Below are 21,449 nucleotides of genomic sequence, written 5' to 3' on the forward strand. Positions count from 1 at the left end.
ACACTGGTGATTGGTGAAAGCGGCGGTGACATCTGATCTCCCCCCTTGCGGGGGAGATGGCCGGCAGGCCAGAGGGGGGCGCTGTCCCGCCGGCGCCTCTATCCGTGCTTCTCAGGCGCCGCGGTCCGGTCGATTGCCGATCCATCCGCTGAAGGAACAACCCCGAACATCTCCCTGGCCTGTTCGGCCGTATAGTACCCCAGCCGAACATCCTCCGCGACCAACCGCGCGTCCCGCTCGCGCGGATCGCCGTAGCCGCCGCCGCCGGGCGTGCCGACGCGGACGCGGTCGCCGGCCTTGAGCGCGATGTCCTGTTCCTTGGAAAGATGCGGCGGCACATGCGCTTCGCCGCCTCGGAACACAGTCACGCTGTTCGGCGCGCCGTCCCTGCCGCCGAGCGCGCCCTGCGGCCCGAAGCGGCCGTGATCCATGACGAAGGACGCGCGTGCCTCGCCGCGCAGGATCTCGACCTCGTAGGCGAGCCCAAAGCCGCCGCGATGTTTGCCGGCGCCGCCCGAGCCTTCGCGCAGCGCATAGTGCCGGTAAAGCACCGGAAAAGCCTGCTCCATGATCTCGACCGGCGGCGATTTCGAGATGCCGATGGTCGAGCAGCCATTGCTCAAGCCGTCATGGCCGGCATTGCCGCCATAGCCGCCGCCCGAGATCTGGTACATCACATAGTCTCGGCCACGCGCCGGATCGTTGCCGCCGAGCGCGAAATTGCCGCTGGAGCCGGCGGGCGCCGCCGTTACTTTCTCCGGCAGCGCCTGCACCATCGCGGCGAACACCGCCTCGGCAATGCGCTGCGAGACCTCCGCCGCGCATCCCGAAACCGGGCGCGGATACTTCGCATCGAGGAACGTGCCCTCCGGCCGCTTGACGGCGAGCGGCTCGAAGGCGCCGGCACTGATCGGTACTTCCGGGAAGATGTGACGCATGGCGAGGTAGACCGACGACAGCGTCGTCGCCAGCACGCTGTTCATCGGTCCGGCGCAAGGTTTTGAGGAGCCGGCAAAGTCGAAGGTCAGCGTATCGCCCTTTTTCTCGACGGCGAGGTTGATGGTCAGCGGTTCGTTCACCACTCCGTCGGAATCGACGAAGGCCTGCGAGCGGTAGACACCGTCCGGTATGACGGCGATCGAGGCGCGCATCTGCTCGGCGGCGCGGCGGCGCAGTTCGGCGATCGCCTCAACGACGGTTTCATCACCGTAACGATCGAGGATTTCATTGAGCCTGTCCTGGCCGATCAGCAATGCCGCCGCCTGCGCGCGGATGTCGCCGATGCGCTGGTCGGCGACGCGGATGTTCGAGCAGATGATCGCGTAGATCTCGGGATCAAGCACGCCCTTCTTGAACAGTTTCACCGGCGGCAGCCGCAGGCCCTCCTGCTCGACTGCGGTGGCCGAGGCCGAAAACCCACCTGGCACCGAGCCGCCAATGTCCGGCCAATGTCCAGTGTTGGACAGCCAGCAAAAGATCTTGCCGCCGCGATAGACCGGCATGACGAAGCGCACATCCATCAGATGCGTGCCGCCGAGATAAGGGTCGTTGACGATGTAGATGTCGCCCGGTTCGGGCGCCAGGCAGCGGCCATCGGCGATCATCTCGATCACCGTCCTGGTCGAATATTGCATCACGCCGACGAACACCGGCAGGCCCTGACTGCCTTGCGCGATCAGCGAGCCGTCGACCGCCGAATAGATGCCGTCCGAGCGGTCATTGGCTTCGGCGATCACTGGCGAGAAAGCGGCGCGCGAGAAAGTCAGGTCCATCTCGTCGCAGACCTGCTGCAGCGCCGCCTGCAGCACCGAAAGCGTGATCGTGTCGAGCTTTGCCATCTCAAGCCTCGCCGATGTCGATGATGATGTTGCCGTCGGCGTCCGAGCGCGCCCGGTCGCCGGGTTCGAGCACCGTGGTGGCGTCCATCTGCTCCAGGATCGCAGGCCCTTCGATCACGGCGTCGAGCGGCAGCTTTTCGCGGGCATAGACCGGCGTGTCGTGCCAGGTGCCGTGATACCAGACCGGGCGGATCTCGCGCCGCGCCTCCACGAGCGTCGCCGCGCGGCCCGCCGGGTCGATCAGCCGCGACAGGTCGATCTGCGGCCGCACGCCGGTAACCGAGGTGTTGAGGTTGACGAGATTGGCGCGGATTTCCGGCAGCTCAACCTTGAAGCGCGCGAAATAGGCTTTCTCGAACAATTGCTGCAGCGTTTCTCGTGAAACCGAGGACGACGGCAGCGGCACATTGATGATGTGCGTCTGGCCGACGAACTGCATGTCGGCGGAATGCGTGACGCGGATCGCGTCTGGCTTCACCGCTTCCTTGGCGATCAGCGCCTCGCCTTCGTTACGGTGCCGTTCCAACATCTCACGAAGCGCAGCCTCGTCGAGCAGCTTCACCGGCTGGTTGATCGTATTGACGAAGTCATGCCGCAGATCCGCGACGACGCAGCCGAGCGCATTGGTGATGCCGGGGCGCGCCGGCACCAACACTCTGGGCAGGCCGAGTTCGCGGGCAAGCGCCGTCGCATGCAGTGGGCCGGCGCCGCCAAAGGCGAACAGCGCGAAATCGCGCGGGTCGTGGCCGCGCGAGACCGACACCATGCGGATCGCACCCGCCATCTTCATGTTGCCGAGTCTCAGAACGGCGCCCGCCGCCTCGACGCCGGAAAGGCCGGTGCGCCTGCCGATCTTGTCCTCGAAAATGCCGGTGACGCGCTCGACGGTGACCGGATTGTCGACCGCCAGCAGCTTTTTCGGCGCCAGGCGGCCGAGCACCAGATTGGCGTCGGTGATGGTCGGCTCCTCGCCGCCGCGCCCGTAGCAGATTGGGCCGGGATTGGCGCCGGCGCTTTCCGGGCCGATCTGGATCAGCCCCGCCGCGTCGACACGCGCGATCGAGCCGCCGCCGGCGCCGACGGTATGCACCGCCACCATCGGCACGTGGATCGGCATCGCATATTCGATCTCGATCTCGTTGGAGACAGCCGGCTCGGCATTGCGGATCAATGCCACGTCGGTCGAGGTGCCGCCCATGTCGTAGGTGACGAGATTGCCGAAGCCGGCGCGCTTGCCCGTATAGGCGGCGGCGATCACGCCCGAGGCCGGGCCGGACATCACGGTCTTGGCCGATTCCAGCGTGACGAAACGGGCCGAGATCATGCCGCCATTGCCGTTCATGATCAGGAAGTCGCGGGCATAGCCCTTCGCGCCAAGCTCCTTGCGCAGCCGCTCGACATAGCGCTCCAGGATCGGCTGCACCGAGGCGTTGACGGCGGCCGTCACGCCGCGTTCGAACTCGCGCGCTTCCGAAAGCAGCGCATGTCCGGTGGTGATGTGTCCGTTTGGCCAGAGCTCCGCCGCGATCTCGGCGGCGCGCCGCTCATGCGACGGATTGGCGTAAGAGTGCAGGAAGTGGATGACGAGCGACTCGCAACCGGCGTCGAGCAGCTTCTTCACGGCATCGCGCATTTCGGCCTCGTCGAGTTGAATGCGCACCGCGCCCGAAGCCTCGACCCGTTCCGATACTTCGAGCCGAAGGTCGCGGGGAATGACGGGGACAAAAGTGCCGGTCATGCCATAGGCCTGCGGTCTCGTGCGGCGGCCAAGCTCGATCACGTCGCGAAAGCCGCGCGTGGTGATCATGCCGGTCCGCGCCAGCCGGCGTTCCAGCACGGCGTTGGTGGTGGTCGTCGTGCCGTGCACGATCAGGTCGATGCCGTCGATCGGAAAGCCGGTGGCGCCAAGTGCGGCGACCACACCGAAGGCTTGGTTTTCCACCGTGGTCGGCGTCTTGGCGATATGCACCTTGCCGCCTGCCTTGCCGTCGATCAAAAGGAGGTCGGTGAAGGTCCCGCCGACATCGATGCCTGCGACAACATTTCCCGCCGACGCCGAAAATTTCTCATCCATTGTCGAAACCCGAAATGCTAAAACTACGGACATGTCCCAGTTTGGAAAGGCGTTTTACGCCTCGATCTTGACCGCAAGATCGTTTGTATACTAATAACTTTCCAACACAAGGGCCTACTGTTGGCACTGTGCGGTAAGCGCGTCGGAACCGACCGTTCGGAGGCGCAGGGAGCAATTTGGCGCCAGGGCCTCGCGTCTGGGCCGGAAAGTTGGGTTGGAATGAACACGACATCCGCGTTGAACACCGCCGGCGCAAGGCCGCTGCAGTTCCCGATCCCGGCCAATGTCTACGCCGAGACCTTGGTATCGGTGAAGCATTACACCGACCGGCTGTTCTCGTTCCGCATCACCCGCCCGCAGTCGCTGCGCTTCCGCTCCGGCGAGTTCGTCATGATCGGCTTGCCCAATGCCGAGAAGCCGATCTTCCGCGCCTACTCGGTCGCCAGCCCCGCCTGGGACGACGAGCTCGAATTCTTCTCGATCAAGGTGCCGGATGGCCCGCTCACCTCCGAGCTGCAGAAGATCCAGGTCGGCGACACCGTCATCATGCGCCAGAAGGCGACCGGCACGCTTGTGCTCGACGCGCTGACGCCCGCCAAGCGCGTGTTCATGATCTCGACCGGCACCGGCATCGCGCCCTTCGCCAGCCTGCTGCGCGATCCCGACACCTACGAGAAGTTCGACCAGGTCATCCTCACCCACACCTGCCGCGACATTGCCGAGCTCACTTACGGCCAGGAACTGGTGGCGGCGCTCGAAAGCGATCCCCTGATCGGCGAGCTGACCGCCGGCCGCGTCACGCTCTACAATTCGACGACGCGCGAGGAATCGGCGCGCATGGGCCGCATCACCGCGCTGATCGGCTCCGGAAAATTCTATTCCGATCTCGGCATCGAGAAGCTCAACCCCGAGACCGACCGCATCATGATCTGCGGCTCGATGCATATGCTGAAGGACGTCAAGGAACTCGCCGAAAGCCTCGGCTTCCAGGAAGGTTCCTTGAGCCACCCCGCCAGCTTCGTCGTCGAGCGCGCCTTCGTCGGCTGAGGCGCCGCCATTTCAATTTGACCATACGGTCAAAAATCTACTGCCTCGACGGCCTTTTTCCGCTATGAGCCTTTGAAAGACTCGTGAAGCATCGCTTCACGGGCTATCCTTGTGCGTGTCGCCCAAAAGTGCTGAGCGGTTTTGGGAAAACGACACGCACCAGGAAAAGCGGCGTAAGCAGCTGAATGAAAGGGCAGGAGATGAGCACGATCCGCGAAGCAGGCGCTGGCGCGTCCAAGGTGATGCCGCTGCCGGCGCGCGCCGCCGCCAACACGCCGCTGCCGCTGGAACACGGCATTGCCCGCAACCCCGGCATGAAGCTCGATCTCGGCTTTCTGGAATCGGTGCGCAGCGTCAACCGCTCGGCGCTGGAGCGCCGCGTCGCGACGCTGACCAAGCGGCGCTCGGTCAAGGCCGACAACCAGGCCGCCTGGCTGCTGCGGGCCATCGCCTGCATGGACCTCACCACGCTGAATTCCAATGACACGGACGAGCGCGTGCGCCGGCTCTGCGCCAAGGCGGTCAATCCGCTGCGCCGCGACATCGTCGAGGGTCTCGGCATCTCGGGCGAAATCATCCGTCCGGCGGCGGTCTGCGTCTATCATCCCTTTGTCGCCACCGCGGTCGACGCGCTGCGCGGCACCGGCATCCATGTCGCCGCCGTCTCCACCGCCTTCCCGCACGGCCTTGCGCCGCTGTCGACCCGCCTGCAGGAGATCGAGGCTTCGGTAAAGGACGGCGCCGACGAGATCGACGTCGTCATTCCGCGCGGCCTGGTCTACGGCGCCAAATGGCGCGAGCTGTTCAACGAGATCGTCGCCATGCGCGCGGCCTGCGGCGATGCGCATCTGAAAGTCATCCTCGGCACCGGCGATCTCGCCACTTTGCGCAATGTCATGCTTGCCTCCATGGTGGCGATGATGGCGGGCGCGGATTTCATCAAGACCTCGACCGGCAAGGAGAGCGTCAACGCCACGCTCCCCGTCGGCCTCACCATGGTGCGCGCCATCCGCGCCTATTTCGAGGAGACCGGCTATCTCATCGGCTTCAAGCCGGCCGGCGGCATTTCCACCGCCAAGGTCGCGCTCGACTGGCTGGTGCTGATGAAGGAGGAGCTCGGCCGGCCGTGGCTGGAGCCGGACCTGTTCCGCTTCGGCGCGTCGAGCCTGCTCACCGACATCGAACGCCAGCTCGAGCATCATTTGACCGGCCATTACTCGGCCAACCATCGCCACGCGATGGCGTGAGGCGAGTGAAGGCCTTGAACGCCGAGTTCCTTCGCGCCCTCCTCTGTCCTGCCGGACATCTCCCCCACAAGGGGGGAGATCAGCTTGCGCCTTTATCCGCTCCAGTCCTGCAACGCTGGCGATTGGCGAAATCGCCGATGACGGCCAATCTCCCCACAAGTGGGGGAGATGTCCGGCAGGACAGAGGGGGGCGCCGTAGAGCACCTACTTGTCCTGAAATCTCCTCCCGAAGGAGCGCCCCATGAACATCCTCGAACGCTATCACGCCATGGAATACGGTCCGGCGCCGGAAGCCCGCAACGAGGCGGATGCCTGGCTCGCCGGGCGCGATTTCTCAAAGAGCCTGTTCATCGAAGGCGCCTGGAAAGCGGCGGCCGGCGGCAAGATTTTCGAGACCAGCGAGCCGTCATCCGGCAAGCTGCTGGCCAAGATCTCGGATGCCGGTGCCGCCGATATCGACGCCGCGGTTACCGCCGCCGCCAAGGCGCTGCCGAAATGGTCGGCTTCCTCCGGCTACGCCCGCGCAAAAGTCCTCTACGCCATCGGCCGCGCCATGCAGCGTCACCAGCGCCTGTTCGCCGTTCTGGAATCGATCGACAATGGCAAGCCGATCCGCGAGAGCCGCGACATCGACGTGCCGCTGGCGATCCGCCATTTCATCCATCATGCCGGCTGGGCGCAGACGCTCGAGAAGGATTTTCCCGACCACAAGCCGGTCGGCGTCGTCGGCCAGGTCATCCCGTGGAACTTCCCGCTGCTGATGCTGGCCTGGAAGATCGCGCCCGCACTTGCCGCCGGCTGCACGGTGGTGCTGAAGCCCGCCGAATTCACGCCGCTTACCGCGATCCTGTTCGCCGAGATCTGCGAGCGTGCCGGCGTGCCGAAAGGCGTCGTCAACATCGTCCAGGGCGGGCCTGAGGCGGGCGCGGCCATTGTCAATCATCCGGGCGTGCAGAAGATCGCCTTCACCGGCTCTTCGGAAGTCGGCAAGATCATCCGCAAGGCGACGGCCGGGTCCGGGAAAAAACTGTCGCTGGAGCTCGGCGGCAAGTCGGCCTTCATCGTCTTCGAGGATGCCGATCTCGATAGCGCCGTGGAAGGCCTGGTCGACGGCATCTGGTTCAACCAGGGTCAGGTCTGCTGCGCCGGCTCGCGCCTCCTTGTGCAGGAGGGCGTCGCGGAAGCCTTCATCGCCAAGGTCAAGGTCAGGATGAGCCGGCTGCGCGTCGGCAGCCCGCTCGACAAGAACACCGATATCGGCCCGCTGGTCGACCGCACCCAGCTCGACCGCGTCAAGGGTCTGATCGCCGAGGGCGCCAAGCAGGGCGCCGTCTGCTGGCAGCCGGACGCCGCGCTGCCGTCCTCCGGCTATTATCACCTGCCGACGCTGGCGACTTCTGTTTCGCCGGCTAACATTCTCGCGCAGGAAGAGGTGTTCGGCCCGGTGCTGGCGACCATGACCTTCCGCAACACCGAGGAAGCGATCGAGCTTGCCAACAACACGCGCTACGGCCTTGCGGCTTCGGTGTGGAGCGAGAACGTTAATCTGGCGCTGCATGTCGCGCCGCAGCTGAAAGCCGGCGTGGTATGGGTCAACGGCACCAACATGTTCGACGCCGCCTGCGGCTTCGGCGGCTATCGCGAAAGCGGCTTCGGCCGTGAGGGCGGCCGCGAAGGCATGTTCGAATATCTCGCGGCAAAGCTGCCTGTTGGGCCCGTCGTCAAGCCAGCCGCGGCCGGCTCGGCGCAGCCGGTCGAGCAGGCCGACGGCACGGCCATCGACCGCACCGCAAAGCTGTTCATCGGCGGCAAGCAGGCGCGGCCGGACGGCAACTATTCTCTGGCTGTCGCCACCGCCAAGGGCAAGCTTGCCGGCGAAGTCGGCCTCGGCAATCGCAAGGACATCCGCGACGCCGTGGCTGCAGCCCGCGCCTGCAAGGCCTGGCCGGACGCGACCGCCTATAACCGCAGCCAGGTTCTCTATTATTTCGCCGAGAACCTGTCCGGCCGCGCCGACGAGTTCGCCGCGCGCCTTGTTCAGCTGACGGGCGTTACGGCCAAGGCTGCGCGCGAGGAGGTCGAGCAGTCGATCGAGCGGCTGTTCCTCTATGCCGGCCTCGCCGACAAGTTCGAGGGCCGTGTCCATCAGCCGCCGGCCCGTGTCGTGACGCTTGCGCTGCATGAGCCGGTCGGCGTCGTCGGCATCGTCGCGCCGGACAACCAGCCGCTGCTCAACTTCATCTCGCTGGTCGCGCCGGCGCTCGCCATGGGCAACACGGTGGTCGCGGTTCCGTCGGAGCGGCATCCGCTTTTGGCTACCGACCTCTATCAGGTGATCGAATATTCCGACTTGCCTGCCGGCGCCATCAACATCGTCACCGGCCGCAGCGCCGAGCTCGCCGGCGTGCTGGCCAAGCATGACGATGTCGACGGGCTCTGGCTGTTCGCCGATGCCGACACCTGCGCCAGGGCGGAGGCGGATTCGATCGGCAACCTCAAGCGCGTCTGGACCGGCAATGGCCGCACGCTCGACTGGGCGTCGGACGAGACCGCCGGCGATGCCTTCCTGCGCCGCGCCGTTGAGGTCAAGAACGTCTGGGTGCCCTACGGCGACTGATCACCCCCGAAGCGCGGTGTGCCTGAATGGTCAAGGACGGTGGAACCTGTTGCCCGGTTGTCGTACAAGTCCTTGCGCTGCGGCAGGCTATATGCATTAAAGCAGCTGTCGCGAAGGTGAACGCGTTCGGGCTTGACGCTAGTATGCATGTTCTTTAACGAGAAAAAACATCTTTATCTGTGAAGCGGAAATCTGACCGCACGATGCCTGCTGTCTGGCACACGACGCCTGGGCCGGCCATTGATAGAGGCGGACGCTCCAGGCAGGCGAGGAGGAAAGCATGGCGGATCTGGTGGGCAAGGTGGTCGTCGTCACCGCGGCGGCGCAAGGCATCGGCCGGGCGAGCGCGCTGGCTTTCGCCAAGGCAGGCGCGAGCGTTCACGCCACCGATATCAACGAGCCGCTGCTGGCCGAACTGGGTAAGACGCCCGGCATCCAGACCCGCAAGCTCGATGTGCTGAACGACGCGGCCGTCGCCTCCGCCTTCGCCGAGATCGGCCGGGTCGACGTCCTGTTCAACTGCGCCGGTTTCGTCCATGGCGGCTCCATTTTGGAGATGAAGGACGAGGATCTCGACTTCGCGATCAACCTCAACGTCCGCTCGATGATCCGCACCATCCGCGCCGTGCTGCCAGGCATGCTGGAGCGCGGCGACGGCTCGATCATCAACATGGCCTCGCTGGCAAGCTCGCAGAAGGGCGTGCCGAACCGCTTCGTCTACGGGCTGACCAAGGCGGCCGTGGTCGGCCTGACCAAGGCGGTTGCCGCCGATTATGTCGCCAAGGGCATTCGCTGCAACGCCATCTGCCCGGGCACGGTCGAAAGCCCGTCGCTGCAGGACCGCATGCATGCGCAGGGCGACTACGAGGCTGCCCGCGCCGCTTTCATCGCCCGCCAGCCGATGGGCCGGCTGGGCACGCCGGAGGAAATCGCCGATCTCGCCGTTTATCTGGCCGGCGCCACCTACACGTCGGGTCAGGCCTACAACATCGACGGCGGCTGGTCGATCTGACGAAAGGCTCCGAAGTCGGCGGGTTGGTCGGATCGAAACGTCTGAAAATCTCGACGATTTGGTCGGCATCGCAGCGGGCTCGCTTGCCGCCGGTGTGGTCGGCGACTAGGGTCCGCTGGCTTTGACGGGAATTTGTGAAAACGGCCGCTGGCCGCAAGGTGGAGAAAGTTGAGATGAAGTTGTTGCGCTATGGCGAAGCTGGCAGTGAAAAGCCCGGCCTGCTTGATGCGGATGGGAATATCCGCGACCTTTCCGCTCACGTCGCTGATATTGTCGGCACGGCGCTTCATCCGACCTCGCTGGAGATGCTCTCCAAGCTCGATCCCAAGACGCTGCCGGTGGTCTCCGGCAGGCCGCGCCTGGGCGCCTGCGTCGCGGGCACCGGCAAATTCATCTGCATCGGCCTCAACTATTCCGACCATGCCGCCGAGACCGGCGCCACCGTGCCGCCGGAGCCGATCATCTTCATGAAGGCAAGCTCGGCGATCGTCGGGCCCGACGACGACGTGCTGATCCCGCGTGGCTCTGAAAAGACCGACTGGGAAGTCGAGCTTGGCGTGGTCATCGGCAAGACCGCCAAATATGTCAGCGAGGACGACGCGCTGGATTATGTTGCCGGCTATTGCGTCTCGCACGACGTGTCCGAGCGCGCCTTCCAGGCCGAGCGCCAGGGCCAGTGGACCAAGGGCAAGTCCTGCGACACGTTCGGACCGATCGGCCCGTGGCTGGTGACCAAGGACGAGGTCGCCGATCCGCAGAATCTCAAGATGTGGCTGACCGTCAACGGCAAGACCATGCAGAACGGTTCGACCAAGACCATGGTCTACGGCGTGAAATATCTGGTCTCCTACCTCAGCCAGTTCATGTCGCTGCATCCCGGCGACATCATCTCCACCGGCACGCCGCCCGGCGTCGGTCTGGGCATGAAGCCGCCGGTGTTCCTGAAGGCCGGCGACGTCGTCGAACTCGGCATCGAAGGCATGGGTCAGCAGAAGCAGACTTTTAAGGCGGACGAGTAAGCGCAGACGCCTCCTTCCCCTCTTGGGGGGAAGGTGGCCGCGAAGCGGCCGGATGAGGGGTGTTGGAAGGATCTCGGCGAAGCAGGATAAGCGCCGGGAATCCTTCAGTCTTCGAGGTCGCATTCCGCTGGAGTACCCCCCATCCGTCTCGGCGCTGCGCGCCGATCCACCTTCTCCCACAAGGCGAGAAGGGGAAGCCTGCGCTTACCTCAACACCTTCCCGTCCGCGCCAAACCGGTACGTTTTCGCCGCATCCGGCGTCGCATAAAGCGTTGCGCCCGGCTCCGCATTGTACACGCCAAAAATGCGCACCGTGATCAGCCCGGCCTTCTCGCAGTCGAGATAGAGGTTGGTGTCGGCGCCGAGATGCTCGGCATGCACCACCGTGCCCTTCCAGGCGCCGGAATTCGCATCGACTGTCAGATGCTCCGGCCGCACGCCGATGGTCTTCGCCGTTTCGCCCAGCTTGGCGCCGTCGATGAAATTCATCTTCGGCGAGCCGATAAAGCCGGCGACGAATTCGTTGGCCGGCGAATTGTAGAGCTCCATCGGGCTGCCGATCTGCTCGATGCGGCCGGCATTGAGGACGACGATCTTGTCAGCCAGCGTCATCGCCTCGACCTGGTCGTGCGTGACATAGATCATCGTCGCCTTGAGCCGCCGGTGCAGCTGCGCGATCTCAAGGCGAGTGTTGACGCGCAAGGCAGCGTCGAGGTTCGACAGCGGCTCGTCGAACAGAAAGAGCTTCGGCTCGCGCACCACGGCGCGGCCGATAGCGACGCGCTGGCGCTGGCCGCCCGACAGTTCCGCCGGCCGGCGCTCGAGATAGGGCTCCAGCGACAGCATGGCGGAAGCGATCTTGATGCGCCGCTCGATCTCGGCGGACGGCGTGCCGGCCTGCTTGAGGCCCAGCGCCATGTTGTTCCTCACCGTCAGATGCGGGTAGAGCGCGTAGGTCTGGAACACCATGGCGATGCCGCGTTTCGCCGGCGGCGTGACCGAGACGTCGGCGCCGTCGATCAGCACGCGGCCGGAGGTCGAGTCCTCCAGCCCGGCGATGACGCGCAGCAGCGTCGACTTTCCGCAGCCGGACGGGCCGACGAAGACGACGAACTCGCCGTCCGTCACCTCGAGGTCGATGCCCTTCAGCACCTCGACGGGCCCGAAAGCCTTCTTCACATTCTCGATCTTCAGCGAGCCCACGGCTTCGTTCCTGTTCTAGAGTTTGACGGCGTTGCCGCTGCGCACGCTCTCGTCGGCGGCGAGGCAGACGGCGAGCGACTTCACGGCATCGTCCATGTGGCGGGTGAGGTCGATATTTTCGCGGATGGCCTTGAGCAGGAAGGCCTGCTCCAGGTCGCAGAGTTCCTGGTGGCCCGGCTCGCCTTCCATCGACAGCAACTGGTCTTCCTTGGCGAAGCTGCCGTCGGGTCCCGTCGCCGCACTATGCAGCCGGATGGTCGAGGTCTTGGTGTGGGTGTCGATGTCGTCGGACTTTACACCCTCCTTCATGACGATCGACACGCAGCCCTTGGGCGACATCACGTCCTTCACGAAGAAGGCGGTCTCCGAGATCATCGGCCCCCAGCCGGCTTCGTACCAGCCGACCGAGCCATCCTCGAACAGCACCTGCAGGTGGCCGTAATTGTACATGGACGGCGCAACTTCATCGCTTAGCCGCACGCCCATGCCGCGCACCTCGACCGGCCTGGCGTCGGTGATCTGCAGCATGACGTCGAGATAATGCACGCCGCAGTCGACGATCGGCGAGGTCGTCTGCATCAGTTGCTTGTGGGTCTCCCAGGTGTGGCCGGAGGATTGCTGGTTGAGGTTCATGCGGAAGACATAGGGGCCGCCGAGCTTGCGCGCCTCGGCGATCAGCCGCACCCAGGACGGGTGGTGGCGCAATATATAGCCGATCACCAGCTTCCTGCCATTGGCCTTGGCGGCGTCGACGACGCGTTGCGCGTCGGCAACCGTCGTTGCCAGCGGCTTCTCGACGAAGACGTGGCAACCGGCCTCGAAGGCGCGAACCGCATAGTCGGCATGGCTGTCGGAATAGGTGGCGATCGCGGCGACATCGGGTTTCTCGTCGCGTAGCGCGTCCTCGAAGGACCGTCTGATGCCGTAACGCCCAAGCCCGTCCGGCAGCGGCACGTCGGAACGGTTGACCAGCGCGGCGATCTCGAAGCCGGGATTGGTGTGATAGGCAAGCGCATGGCTGCGGCCCATATTGCCAAGGCCGGCGACGACGACGCGAAGGGGTTTTTGCGAACTCACTTGACGGCTCCCGAGGTGATGCCGCGGATCAGCTGCCGCGAGAAGATGACATAGAGGATGAGCACCGGCAGGATCGCCAGCGACAGTGCCGCCAGGATCGCGTTCCAGTTGGTGACGAACTGGCCGAGGAAGAGCTGCGCGCCGAGCGTCACGGTCTTGGTCTCTTCCGACGGCGCCAGGATCAGCGGGAACCACAGGTCGTTCCAGATCGGGATCATGGTAAAGACGGCGACCGTCGCCATCGCCGGCCGCACCAGCGGCAGCACGAGCCGGAAGAAGATCGTGTACTCCGAAAGCCCGTCTATGCGGCCGGCATTCTTCAGGTCGTTGGACACCTGCTTCATGAATTCCGACAGGATGAAGATGGCGAGCGGCAGGCCTTGCGCGGTGTAGACCAGGATCAGCGCCGTCAGCGTGTTGACCAGCCCGCTCGCCACCATCAGCTGCAGGATGGCGACGGTGCCGAGCCGGATCGGGATCATGATGCCGAGCGCCAGATAAAGGCCCATCATCGTGTTGCCGCGGAAGCGGTATTCCGACAGCGCGAAAGCCGCCATCGCGCCGAACAGCAAGACGAAGAACAGCGACGCGACGGTGACGACCAGGCTGTTCTGGAAATAGTGGAAGAAATCGCCCTGGCCGAACACGGTGGTGTAGCCGATCAGGTCGAAGGTCTTGGCCGTCGGCGGCGTCAGCGGCGCGCCGAAGATGCCCGCGCGCGACTTGAACGAATTCATCACTACCAGGATCACCGGGAACAGCGCGATCACCGTGTAGGTGATAAGGATGGCGTGCGCGCCGATGGTGCGGGGAAGCGAACGTGTGGCTGTACTCATGGCGCGCCTCAGAACTGGTAGCGACGCAGGCGCGTCTGCACGAGGAACAGGTAAACGCAGACGCCGGCGAGGATGATCAGGAACATGATCGTGGCGATCGCCGCCCCCATGTTCGGATCGCCGACCTGCAGCTGGAAGCCGAAGAAGGCGCGGTAAAGGAAGGTGCCGAGGATGTCGGTCGAATAGTTCGGCCCGGCGAGCGCCCCTTGCGCGGTATAGATCAGGTCGAAGGCGTTGAAATTGCCGACGAAGGTCAGGATCGAGATGATGCCGATCGAGGGCAGGATCAGCGGCAGCTTGATCTTCCAGAACTGCGCCATGCCGGTGACGCCGTCGCATTCAGCCGCCTCGATCACCTCGTCCGGGATCGACAGCAGCGCCGCGTAGATCAGCATCATCGGGATGCCGACGAACTGCCAGACCGAGACCAGGCTGAGCGCGGTGAGCGCATATTGCTCCTTGCCGAGCCAGGGCGTGAAGAAGCTCTTCAAGCCGACGAAATCCATCAGATGCGGCGCCACGCCCCAGATCGGCGACAGGATCAGCTTCCAGGCGAAGCCGACAATGACGAAGGACAGGATCGTCGGCACGAAGATCGCGGTGCGGTAGAAGGCGGTGAAGCGCAGTTTTGGGCTGGAAAGCAGCGCCGCCAGCAGAATGCCGATCGGGTTCTGCACCAGCATGTGGATGATGAAGAACCAGACATTGTTCCTGAGCGCATTCCAGAAATTCACCGACCAGTTCGGATCGCCGAACAGCGTGCGGAAATTGCCGAGGCCGACGAAGACCTGCGTCTGCTCGATGTTACGGAACAGGGACAGCTGGAGGGTGCCGAACAGCGGCAGGATCATGAAGGCCGTGTAGACCAGCACCGCCGGCGCCAGGAAGACGCCGACATGCCAGCGGATCGGTCTTTTCGCTCGCGTTTCTGCAGCCATGGTTTCGGTATCCATGAGTTCGGTTCCCCGCCGTCTCTGGGTTCCAGTTCGGGTGATGCTAGCTGATGCCTCGATGCACGATCTGGCTTTCCCCTCTGGGGGTAGGACAAGGCCAGCGACAGATCGGCTCCGTCTTACCCGCAAGGTGAGGGTAAGACCGGGAGGCTGCACCGACAATCGCTATCTAAAAGCTGTTCGAATGCCGGCCGGGCATGTTCCCGGCCGGCCCGTTGCCTGAGACTTTACTTCGCCGGCTTGTACCAGCTGTCGAGGCCGTCCTGCAGCTTCTTGGCCGCAGCTTCCGGCGTGTCGGTGCCGTTGATCACATTGGCCGATTCAACCCAGGTCTCGTTCTCGAGGTTCGGCGTGCCGCGCGACAGGATCTGGTAGGTTGAGCGGATCGTCGACTTGCACTTGCCGCGCCAGGAGACGAATTCCTGCGCCAGCGGATCTTCCATCTTCACCGGCGTCGAGTTCAGGCTGAAGAAGCCCGGCAGCGCGTTGGCATAGATGGTGGCGAAGTCCGGCGAAGCGACCCAGGACAGGAACTTCTTGGCCTCTTCCGGATGCTTCGATGCCGCGTTCAGGCCCATGCCGATATCGGTATGGTCGGAGATGTAGCAGGTGTCGCCGGCCTTCTGCACCGGCGGCGGGAAGGCGCCCATCTTGAACTGCGCCTGCGTGTTGAACAGGCCGATCTCCCACGAGCCGGCCGGGTAGATCGCGGCGCGGCCGAGCGTGAACAGGTTCTGGCTGTCCGGGTAGGTCTGGGCCTCGAAGCCGTCGCCCAGATAGGGCTTCCACTTGGCCAGTTCCTTGTAGGGCTCGACCCAGTCGGCATCGGTCAGCTTCTGCTCGCCCTTGATCAGCGCCGCGCGGCCTTCCTCGCCCTTCCAGTAGTTCGGGCCGATATTCTGGTAGCCCATGGTCGCGGCTTCCCAGAGATCCTTCGTGCCCATCGCCATCGGTATGTAGGTGCCGTCCGCCTTGATCTTGTCGAGCACGGCGTAGAACTCTTCGTTGGTGGTCGGCACCTTGAGGCCGAGCTTGTCGAAGGCGTCCTTGTTGTAGATGAAGCCGTGGATGACCGAGGCCATCGGTACGCAGAAGCTCGACTTGCCGTCGTCGGTCTGCCAGGCGGCCTTGGCGACGGGCGAGAAGTTCTCCATGCCGGGCAGCGAGGAGATGTCGGCAAGGTTGCCCTTCTTGAACAGCTCGAGCGACTTGTCGAAGGGGCGGCAGGTGATGAGGTCGCCCGCCGAGCCGGCGGCGAGCTTGGCGCCAAGTGCTGCGTCATACTCGGTCGGGGCCGAGGGCGCGAACACCACCTTGATGCCGGGGTTCTTGGCTTCGAAGGCCGGGATCAGCTTGTCCTTCCAGATGGTCAGGTCGTCGCCGCGCCAGCTTTCGATGTTGAGCGTCACGTCCTCGGCCAGAGCCATCCCGGTTGTGCCGAGGATGCCCGTGCCGAGAATGCTTGTGCCGAGCAGAAGGGCCGTCAGTAGTTTGGTCTTCATCTTCAGTCTCCCTGTTGACCTTTTTCAGGTTCGGTTTTGATGAGAACAGGGGCTCAGCGCCCCTTGCTCCCCTCGATCTCGGAAAGCGCCGGCCGAAGCTTCTGGCCGGTTCCTTCCAGTATCTTCTCGGCCGCATCGGCGTTTGCCGCGCCCGCGGCGAGCAGAATAGCGGTCTTGACCACGCCGCCGCTCTCCTCGAGCAGGCGGGCGGCGTCGTCGCGGCTCTTGCCGCTGATGGCGGCGACCATGCGCACGGCGCGGTCGCGCAGCTTGATGTTGTCAGCCGTCAGGTTGACCATGTAGCCGTCATGGACATGGCCGAGATGGATCGCCGTCAGCGTCGACAGCATGTTGAGCGCGATCTTCTGCGCGGTGCCCGCGCCCATGCGCGTCGAGCCGGCGATCAACTCCGGCGGCGTCTCGAGCAAAATGGCGACATCGGCCTGCTTGAACAGTGCCGCACCCCGGTTGTTGGCAATGGCGATGGTCGCCGCGCCCCGGCTGCGCGCGTCCTGCAGTGCCTGAACCGCATAGGGGGTTGAGCCGCTGGCGGAAATGGCGATCAGGCAGTCGCCCGCGCCGATAGCGGCCGCGGCAACGGCTGCCGACGCTTCCTCGGTGTCGTCCTCCGGTCCGCCGGCCAGCGTGCGAAAGGCGTCGTCGCCGCCGGCGATCAGGATGGCGATGCGGTCGCGGGCGATGCCGAACGTTCCGGGCAGTTCCAGCGCGTCGGCCACCGCCATCAGGCCGGAGCTGCCGGCCGCCGCATAGGCGAGCTTCCCGCCGCCTTTCAACTGCTTCGCGATGCGTTCGGCCGCGGCGGCGATCGCCGGAATGGCGCCGTGCACGGCCTTGGCGGCCTCGATCTGCGCGTTGGCCAAGAACGCCAGAATGGCTTCCGGGGCCTGGACATCCAGCCCCTCGGCATTCTGGTGGAGCGCTTCCGTGCGCGTCTCGGCCATCCATTTTCCTCCGACCTGAACGAACAATACCAAAAAAATACCACTTGTCCACACGCATTAACGAATTTCAGGGCGCGCAGCGCGCCTGCCAGGAAATTGACGTGGTTTTTCAATAAAATACGGCTTAATCTTTTTTGAACCGAAATTAACTCTTGGCTATTGGTATTTTATTGGTATTATCCGCCCCGAGGAGAAATCGCGTGAAATTCGTGCTTGGCATCGATGGCGGCGGCACCAGCTGCAGGGCGGCCCTTGCGACCGTCGACGGCCTTGTCGTCGGCCGCGCCAAGAGCGGCGCCGCCAACATCCGCACCGACCTCACCGGCGCCCGCGCCAACATCGTCGAAGCGGCCAGGCAGGCTTTCCTTGCCGCCGGCGCGGATCCGGATCTGATCCCGCAGACGCCTGCCATTCTCGGCTTAGCGGGGGCCAATGTCGGCACCTACCGGCAGCAGCTCGAAGCTGTCCTGCCCTTCAGCCAAAGCCGCGTCGAAACCGATGCCGAGATCGCGCTCGAGGGGGCGGTCGGCTCCGGTGACGGCGCCATGGCCATCCTGGGCACCGGCACCGCCTATATGGCGCGTAAAGAGGGCAAGTCCCGCGCCATCGGCGGCTGGGGCTTTCAGGTTGGCGACCAGGGCAGCGGCGCCCGCATCGGCCGCGACCTACTGGAGCAGACGCTGCTTGCCTATGACGGCATCCGTCCGGGCTCGCCGCTGACCGACGCCATGCTCGCGGTTTTCCGCAACAATCCGGAAGACGTGGTCGAATTCACCACCAATGCCAAGCCCGGCGATTTCGGTGGCTTCGCGCCGAAGGTTTTCGAGCATGCCGAAAAGGGCGATCTCGTCGCCAACTTCATCCTCGCCAAGGCGGTGGCCGATGTCGAGGCTTCGCTCGGCGCGCTCGATCTTGCCGACGACGCGCCGCTTTGCCTGCTCGGCGGGCTGGCGCCGCTTTACGCGCCGCGCCTGTCGGCGCGCTACCAGGCGCTGCTCAAAGCGCCGCTCGACGATGCGCTAGGCGGCGCCGTGCAGATGGCCGTGCGCCTGTTCGCAGGTGGCTCGGAGGCGCCGCGATGAGCGCCGCCGACCAGATCTTCGCCATGCTGAAACAAACCTCGCAGAGCGGCGCGCCGCTTTATCTGCAACTGCGGAAAAGCATCGAGGAAGCGGTCAATCGCGGCCTGATCGGCCCGGGCGACGCGCTGCCGTCCGAGCGCGACATCGCCAGCATGGCCGATATATCGCGCGTCACGGTACGCAAGGCGGTGCAGGACTTGGTCAAGGGCGGCATCCTCGTCCAGCGCCACGGCTCGGGCACTTTCGTGGCGCCGCGCATGGAGCGCGTCGAGCAATCCCTGTCGCGGCTCACCTCCTTCACCGAGGACATGGCGCGCCGCGGCATGACGGTGCGCTCGGTCTGGCTCGACCGCGGTCTTTATGCGCCCTCGCCGGAGGAGATGATGGTGCTTGGCCTGTCCTCGACCGAGCTGGTGGCGCGCGTTGCGCGCCTGCGCATCGCCAACGACACGCCGCTGGCGATCGAGCGCGCGGCGCTCTCGGCCAGCGTCCTGCCCGATCCCGAAGCGATCGGCTCCTCGCTCTATGCCGCGCTGGGAATGACCGGCAATCGCCCGGTGCGCGCCGTGCAGCGCATCTCCGCCACCAATCTCGGCGATGCCGACGCGCGCCTCCTGGAAGTGCCGCCGGGGGTTGCCGGCTTGCAGATCGAGCGCATTTCCTATCTGGCGAGCGGCAAGGTGATCGAGTTCACCCGCTCGGTCTACAGGGGCGACGCCTATGATTTCGTCGCGGAACTCCGGCTGACCGGGCCGGGAGAGGAGATCCGGCCATGAGCGCCAACACCACCCATATGCGGCGCGAGATCGACGAGATCCCGGAAGCCGCCGCCCGCCTTCTCGACGGCTCGGCTTCGGCTTTGGCCGAGGCAGGGCGCGGCCTGCGCGAGCGCGACCCGCAATTCGTCGTCACCGTGGCGCGCGGCTCGTCCGACCATGCCGCGACGTTCATGAAATATGCCGTCGAGCTGACAGCCGGCCTTGCGGTCGCCTCGGTCGGGCCGTCGATCGCCTCCATATACGGCGCAAAGCTCAGGCTGCGCGGCTCCGCCTGCCTGGCGGTCTCGCAGTCGGGCAAGAGCCCGGACATCGTCGCCATGGCCGAAACGGCGCGGGCAGGCGGCGCGCTCACCGTCGCCATCACCAACACCGCCGACTCGCCGCTCGCGCGGGCTTCCGACTATGCCATCGATATCCTCGCAGGGCCGGAACGCTCCGTCGCTGCCACCAAGACCTTTGTCAATTCCGCCGTCGCCGGCCTGGCGCTGATGGCGCACGCCACCGACGACCAGGCGCTGCTTAAGGCGCTCGCCGGCCTGCCGGCCCATTTCGAGAAGGCGATCGCCTGCGACTGGATGGCGCTCGCCGGCGCCTTGGAGGATCCGCAGTCGCTCTTCATCCTCGGCCGTGGCCCCTCCTTCGCCATCGCCAGCGAGGCGGCGCTGAAGTTCAAGGAAACCTGCGCCATGCATGCCGAGGCCTACAGCGCGGCCGAGGTCATGCACGGCCCGCTGGCGCTGGTCGGACCGGGCTTCCCGGTGCTGGCGCTTGCCGCGCGAGACGCATCCGAACCTTCGGTCGCCGAGGCGGCCGACGGCCTGACGGCCAAGGGTGCGGCCGCTTTCATCACCTCCGACAAGGCCAAGGCTGCGAGGCTTCTTCCCCATGTCGCCACCGGCCATCCGCTGACCGATCCGCTGCCGCTGATCGTGTCCTTCTACGGCTTCGTCGAGGCCTTTGCGCGCCATCGCGGCCTCGACCCCGATACGCCGCGCAATTTGCGCAAGGTGACGGAAACCGTATGAGCGACCGTTTCGCACTCACCGGCGCCCGCATCTTCGACGGCGCCGACTGGCATGACAACGCCGCCCTTGTCGTCAAGGGCGACGTGGTCGAGGCTATCCTGCCCGTCGGCGCCATTCCGTCCGGCGTTCCGGCGGTCGAGACCGGTGGCGGCCTGCTGGTGCCCGGCTTCGTCGACATCCAGGTCAATGGCGGCGGCGGCGTCATGCTCAACGACCATCCCGACATCGCCTCGATCGAGACAATCTGCCGGGCGCATGCGCCTTTCGGCACCACGGCCCTGCTGGTGACGCTGATCACCGACACGCCGGCGATCACCGCCGCCGCCGTTGTCGCCGGCGCCGAAGCGGCCCGGGAAAAGGTGCCGGGCTTCCTCGGTCTGCATCTGGAGGGACCGCATCTGTCGATCGCCCGCAAGGGCGCGCATGATCCGGCGCTGATCCGGGCGATGACGGACGCCGATCAGGCGGCGCTGATCGCGGCGCGCCAACAGCTTCCCGTGCTGCTCACCACCATCGCGCCGGAATCTGTCCAGCCGGATCGCGTCGCGGCGCTGGCCAAGGCCGGCGTCGTCGTCAGCCTCGGCCACAGCGATACCGATTATGCAACGGCCAGCGCCTACGCCGCCGTTGGCGCCACCGTGGTCACGCATCTGTTCAATGCCATGAGCCAGATCGGCAACCGCGAGCCAGGCCTGGCGGGCGCGGCGATCGACACCGGCGGCCTATACGCCGGCATCATCGCCGATGGCATCCACGTTCATCCGGCGACGATGATCCTTGCGCTGCGCGGCAAGCAGGGGCCTGGCAAGATCGTGCTCGTCACCGACGCCATGGCGACGATCGGCACCGACATGACGTCATTCACGCTGAACGGCCGCACCATCTACCGCAAGGACGGGAGTCTCAGGCTCGCCGACGGCACGCTGGCCGGCGCCGACCTCGACATGATTTCCGCCATTCGCTTCGTCCATCGCGTCATCGGGCTCGATCTCGACGAGGCCTTGCGCATGGCCTCGCTCTATCCCGCCGAGGCGATCGGCCAGGCGCACAGGTTCGGGCGGTTCGCCAACGGGACAGCTGCCGATATCGTTGGGCTGTCGGAGGATCTGGATGTGAAGAATGTCTGGATCGGTGGCGCGAAGGTTTTTGGCGCGTAGGCTGCTCGATCCTGCCGTC

The 21,449-nt window shown here is 65.2% G+C and carries 17 protein-coding genes; 9 read left to right on the forward strand and 8 right to left on the reverse strand.

All coding sequences use genetic code 11. The features are described 5' to 3' along the window. Nucleotides 1-98: 98 nt before the first annotated feature. Nucleotides 99-1,838: a hydantoinase B/oxoprolinase family protein gene (locus E5X34_RS20605; protein ID WP_292568368.1), complete on the reverse strand. Its 1,740-nt coding sequence runs from the start codon at nucleotides 1,836-1,838 to the stop codon at nucleotides 99-101. A gap of 1 nt (nucleotide 1,839) precedes the next feature. Further along, complete coding sequence (locus tag E5X34_RS20610) at nucleotides 1,840-3,912, reverse strand: hydantoinase/oxoprolinase family protein (protein WP_292568370.1); 2,073 nt, start codon at nucleotides 3,910-3,912, stop codon at nucleotides 1,840-1,842. Nucleotides 3,913-4,131: 219 nt separating this feature from the next. On the opposite strand from E5X34_RS20610, the gene E5X34_RS20615 reads away from it, so the two are divergent. The 5 genes from E5X34_RS20615 to E5X34_RS20635 all read left to right on the forward strand — a co-directional run bounded on the left by E5X34_RS20615 (nucleotide 4,132) and on the right by E5X34_RS20635 (nucleotide 10,854). After that, nucleotides 4,132-4,959 carry a ferredoxin--NADP reductase gene (locus tag E5X34_RS20615; protein ID WP_292568372.1) on the forward strand — a complete coding sequence of 276 codons (828 nt, stop codon included), beginning with the start codon at nucleotides 4,132-4,134 and terminating at the stop codon, nucleotides 4,957-4,959. 200 nt (nucleotides 4,960-5,159) lie between these two features. Then, nucleotides 5,160-6,206: a deoxyribose-phosphate aldolase gene (deoC, locus tag E5X34_RS20620; protein WP_292568374.1), complete on the forward strand. Its 1,047-nt coding sequence runs from the start codon at nucleotides 5,160-5,162 to the stop codon at nucleotides 6,204-6,206. A gap of 241 nt (nucleotides 6,207-6,447) precedes the next feature. Then, complete coding sequence (locus tag E5X34_RS20625) at nucleotides 6,448-8,823, forward strand: aldehyde dehydrogenase family protein (RefSeq protein ID WP_292568376.1); 2,376 nt, start codon at nucleotides 6,448-6,450, stop codon at nucleotides 8,821-8,823. 280 nt (nucleotides 8,824-9,103) lie between these two features. Beyond that, entirely contained in the window at nucleotides 9,104-9,835 is a 732-nt protein-coding gene (locus tag E5X34_RS20630; RefSeq protein ID WP_292568378.1) for an SDR family oxidoreductase, read from the forward strand. 173 nt (nucleotides 9,836-10,008) lie between these two features. Next, nucleotides 10,009-10,854, forward strand: a complete 846-nt coding sequence (locus E5X34_RS20635; RefSeq protein ID WP_292568381.1) for a fumarylacetoacetate hydrolase family protein — start codon at nucleotides 10,009-10,011, stop codon at nucleotides 10,852-10,854. 204 nt (nucleotides 10,855-11,058) lie between these two features. Here E5X34_RS20635 and E5X34_RS20640 read toward each other — a convergent pair whose 3' ends face one another. The 6 genes from E5X34_RS20640 to E5X34_RS20665 form a co-directional block, all read right to left on the reverse strand. Further along, complete coding sequence (locus tag E5X34_RS20640) at nucleotides 11,059-12,057, reverse strand: ABC transporter ATP-binding protein (RefSeq protein ID WP_292568383.1); 999 nt, start codon at nucleotides 12,055-12,057, stop codon at nucleotides 11,059-11,061. Nucleotides 12,058-12,072: 15 nt separating this feature from the next. Further along, nucleotides 12,073-13,134, reverse strand: a complete 1,062-nt coding sequence (locus E5X34_RS20645) for a Gfo/Idh/MocA family oxidoreductase (protein ID WP_292568385.1) — start codon at nucleotides 13,132-13,134, stop codon at nucleotides 12,073-12,075. After that, on the reverse strand, nucleotides 13,131-13,970 hold the full coding sequence (locus E5X34_RS20650; RefSeq protein WP_292568387.1) for a carbohydrate ABC transporter permease: 840 nt from the start codon (nucleotides 13,968-13,970) through the stop codon (nucleotides 13,131-13,133). Before E5X34_RS20650 ends, E5X34_RS20645 begins: the two co-directional genes overlap by 4 nt. An 8-nt stretch (nucleotides 13,971-13,978) precedes the next feature. Beyond that, nucleotides 13,979-14,908 (reverse strand): sugar ABC transporter permease, encoded by a 930-nt coding sequence (locus tag E5X34_RS20655; protein ID WP_292568389.1) that lies wholly within the window; start codon nucleotides 14,906-14,908, stop codon nucleotides 13,979-13,981. A gap of 242 nt (nucleotides 14,909-15,150) precedes the next feature. After that, nucleotides 15,151-16,425 (reverse strand): ABC transporter substrate-binding protein, encoded by a 1,275-nt coding sequence (locus E5X34_RS20660; RefSeq protein ID WP_126079956.1) that lies wholly within the window; start codon nucleotides 16,423-16,425, stop codon nucleotides 15,151-15,153. A 53-nt stretch (nucleotides 16,426-16,478) separates the two neighbouring features. Then, the gene (locus tag E5X34_RS20665) at nucleotides 16,479-17,387 is read right to left on the reverse strand and encodes an N-acetylmuramic acid 6-phosphate etherase (RefSeq protein WP_292568391.1); all 909 of its coding nucleotides are present in this window, start codon (nucleotides 17,385-17,387) and stop codon (nucleotides 16,479-16,481) included. A gap of 200 nt (nucleotides 17,388-17,587) precedes the next feature. On the opposite strand from E5X34_RS20665, the gene E5X34_RS20670 reads away from it, so the two are divergent. From E5X34_RS20670 to nagA, 4 genes are read left to right on the forward strand one after another with little or no spacing between them, the layout of a single operon-like run. Beyond that, nucleotides 17,588-18,469: an N-acetylglucosamine kinase gene (locus E5X34_RS20670; protein ID WP_292568393.1), complete on the forward strand. Its 882-nt coding sequence runs from the start codon at nucleotides 17,588-17,590 to the stop codon at nucleotides 18,467-18,469. Then, nucleotides 18,466-19,245 carry a GntR family transcriptional regulator gene (locus E5X34_RS20675; protein ID WP_292568395.1) on the forward strand — a complete coding sequence of 260 codons (780 nt, stop codon included), beginning with the start codon at nucleotides 18,466-18,468 and terminating at the stop codon, nucleotides 19,243-19,245. The genes E5X34_RS20670 and E5X34_RS20675 overlap by 4 nt, the downstream gene beginning before the upstream one ends. Beyond that, nucleotides 19,242-20,273, forward strand: a complete 1,032-nt coding sequence (locus E5X34_RS20680; protein WP_292568397.1) for an SIS domain-containing protein — start codon at nucleotides 19,242-19,244, stop codon at nucleotides 20,271-20,273. Before E5X34_RS20675 ends, E5X34_RS20680 begins: the two co-directional genes overlap by 4 nt. Then, nucleotides 20,270-21,430 carry an N-acetylglucosamine-6-phosphate deacetylase gene (gene nagA, locus E5X34_RS20685; protein ID WP_292568399.1) on the forward strand — a complete coding sequence of 387 codons (1,161 nt, stop codon included), beginning with the start codon at nucleotides 20,270-20,272 and terminating at the stop codon, nucleotides 21,428-21,430. Before E5X34_RS20680 ends, nagA begins: the two co-directional genes overlap by 4 nt. Nucleotides 21,431-21,449: the final 19 nt, after the last annotated feature.

This window comes from Mesorhizobium sp. (genome assembly GCF_004963255.1).
Classification (GTDB): Bacteria; Pseudomonadota; Alphaproteobacteria; order Rhizobiales; family Rhizobiaceae; genus Mesorhizobium.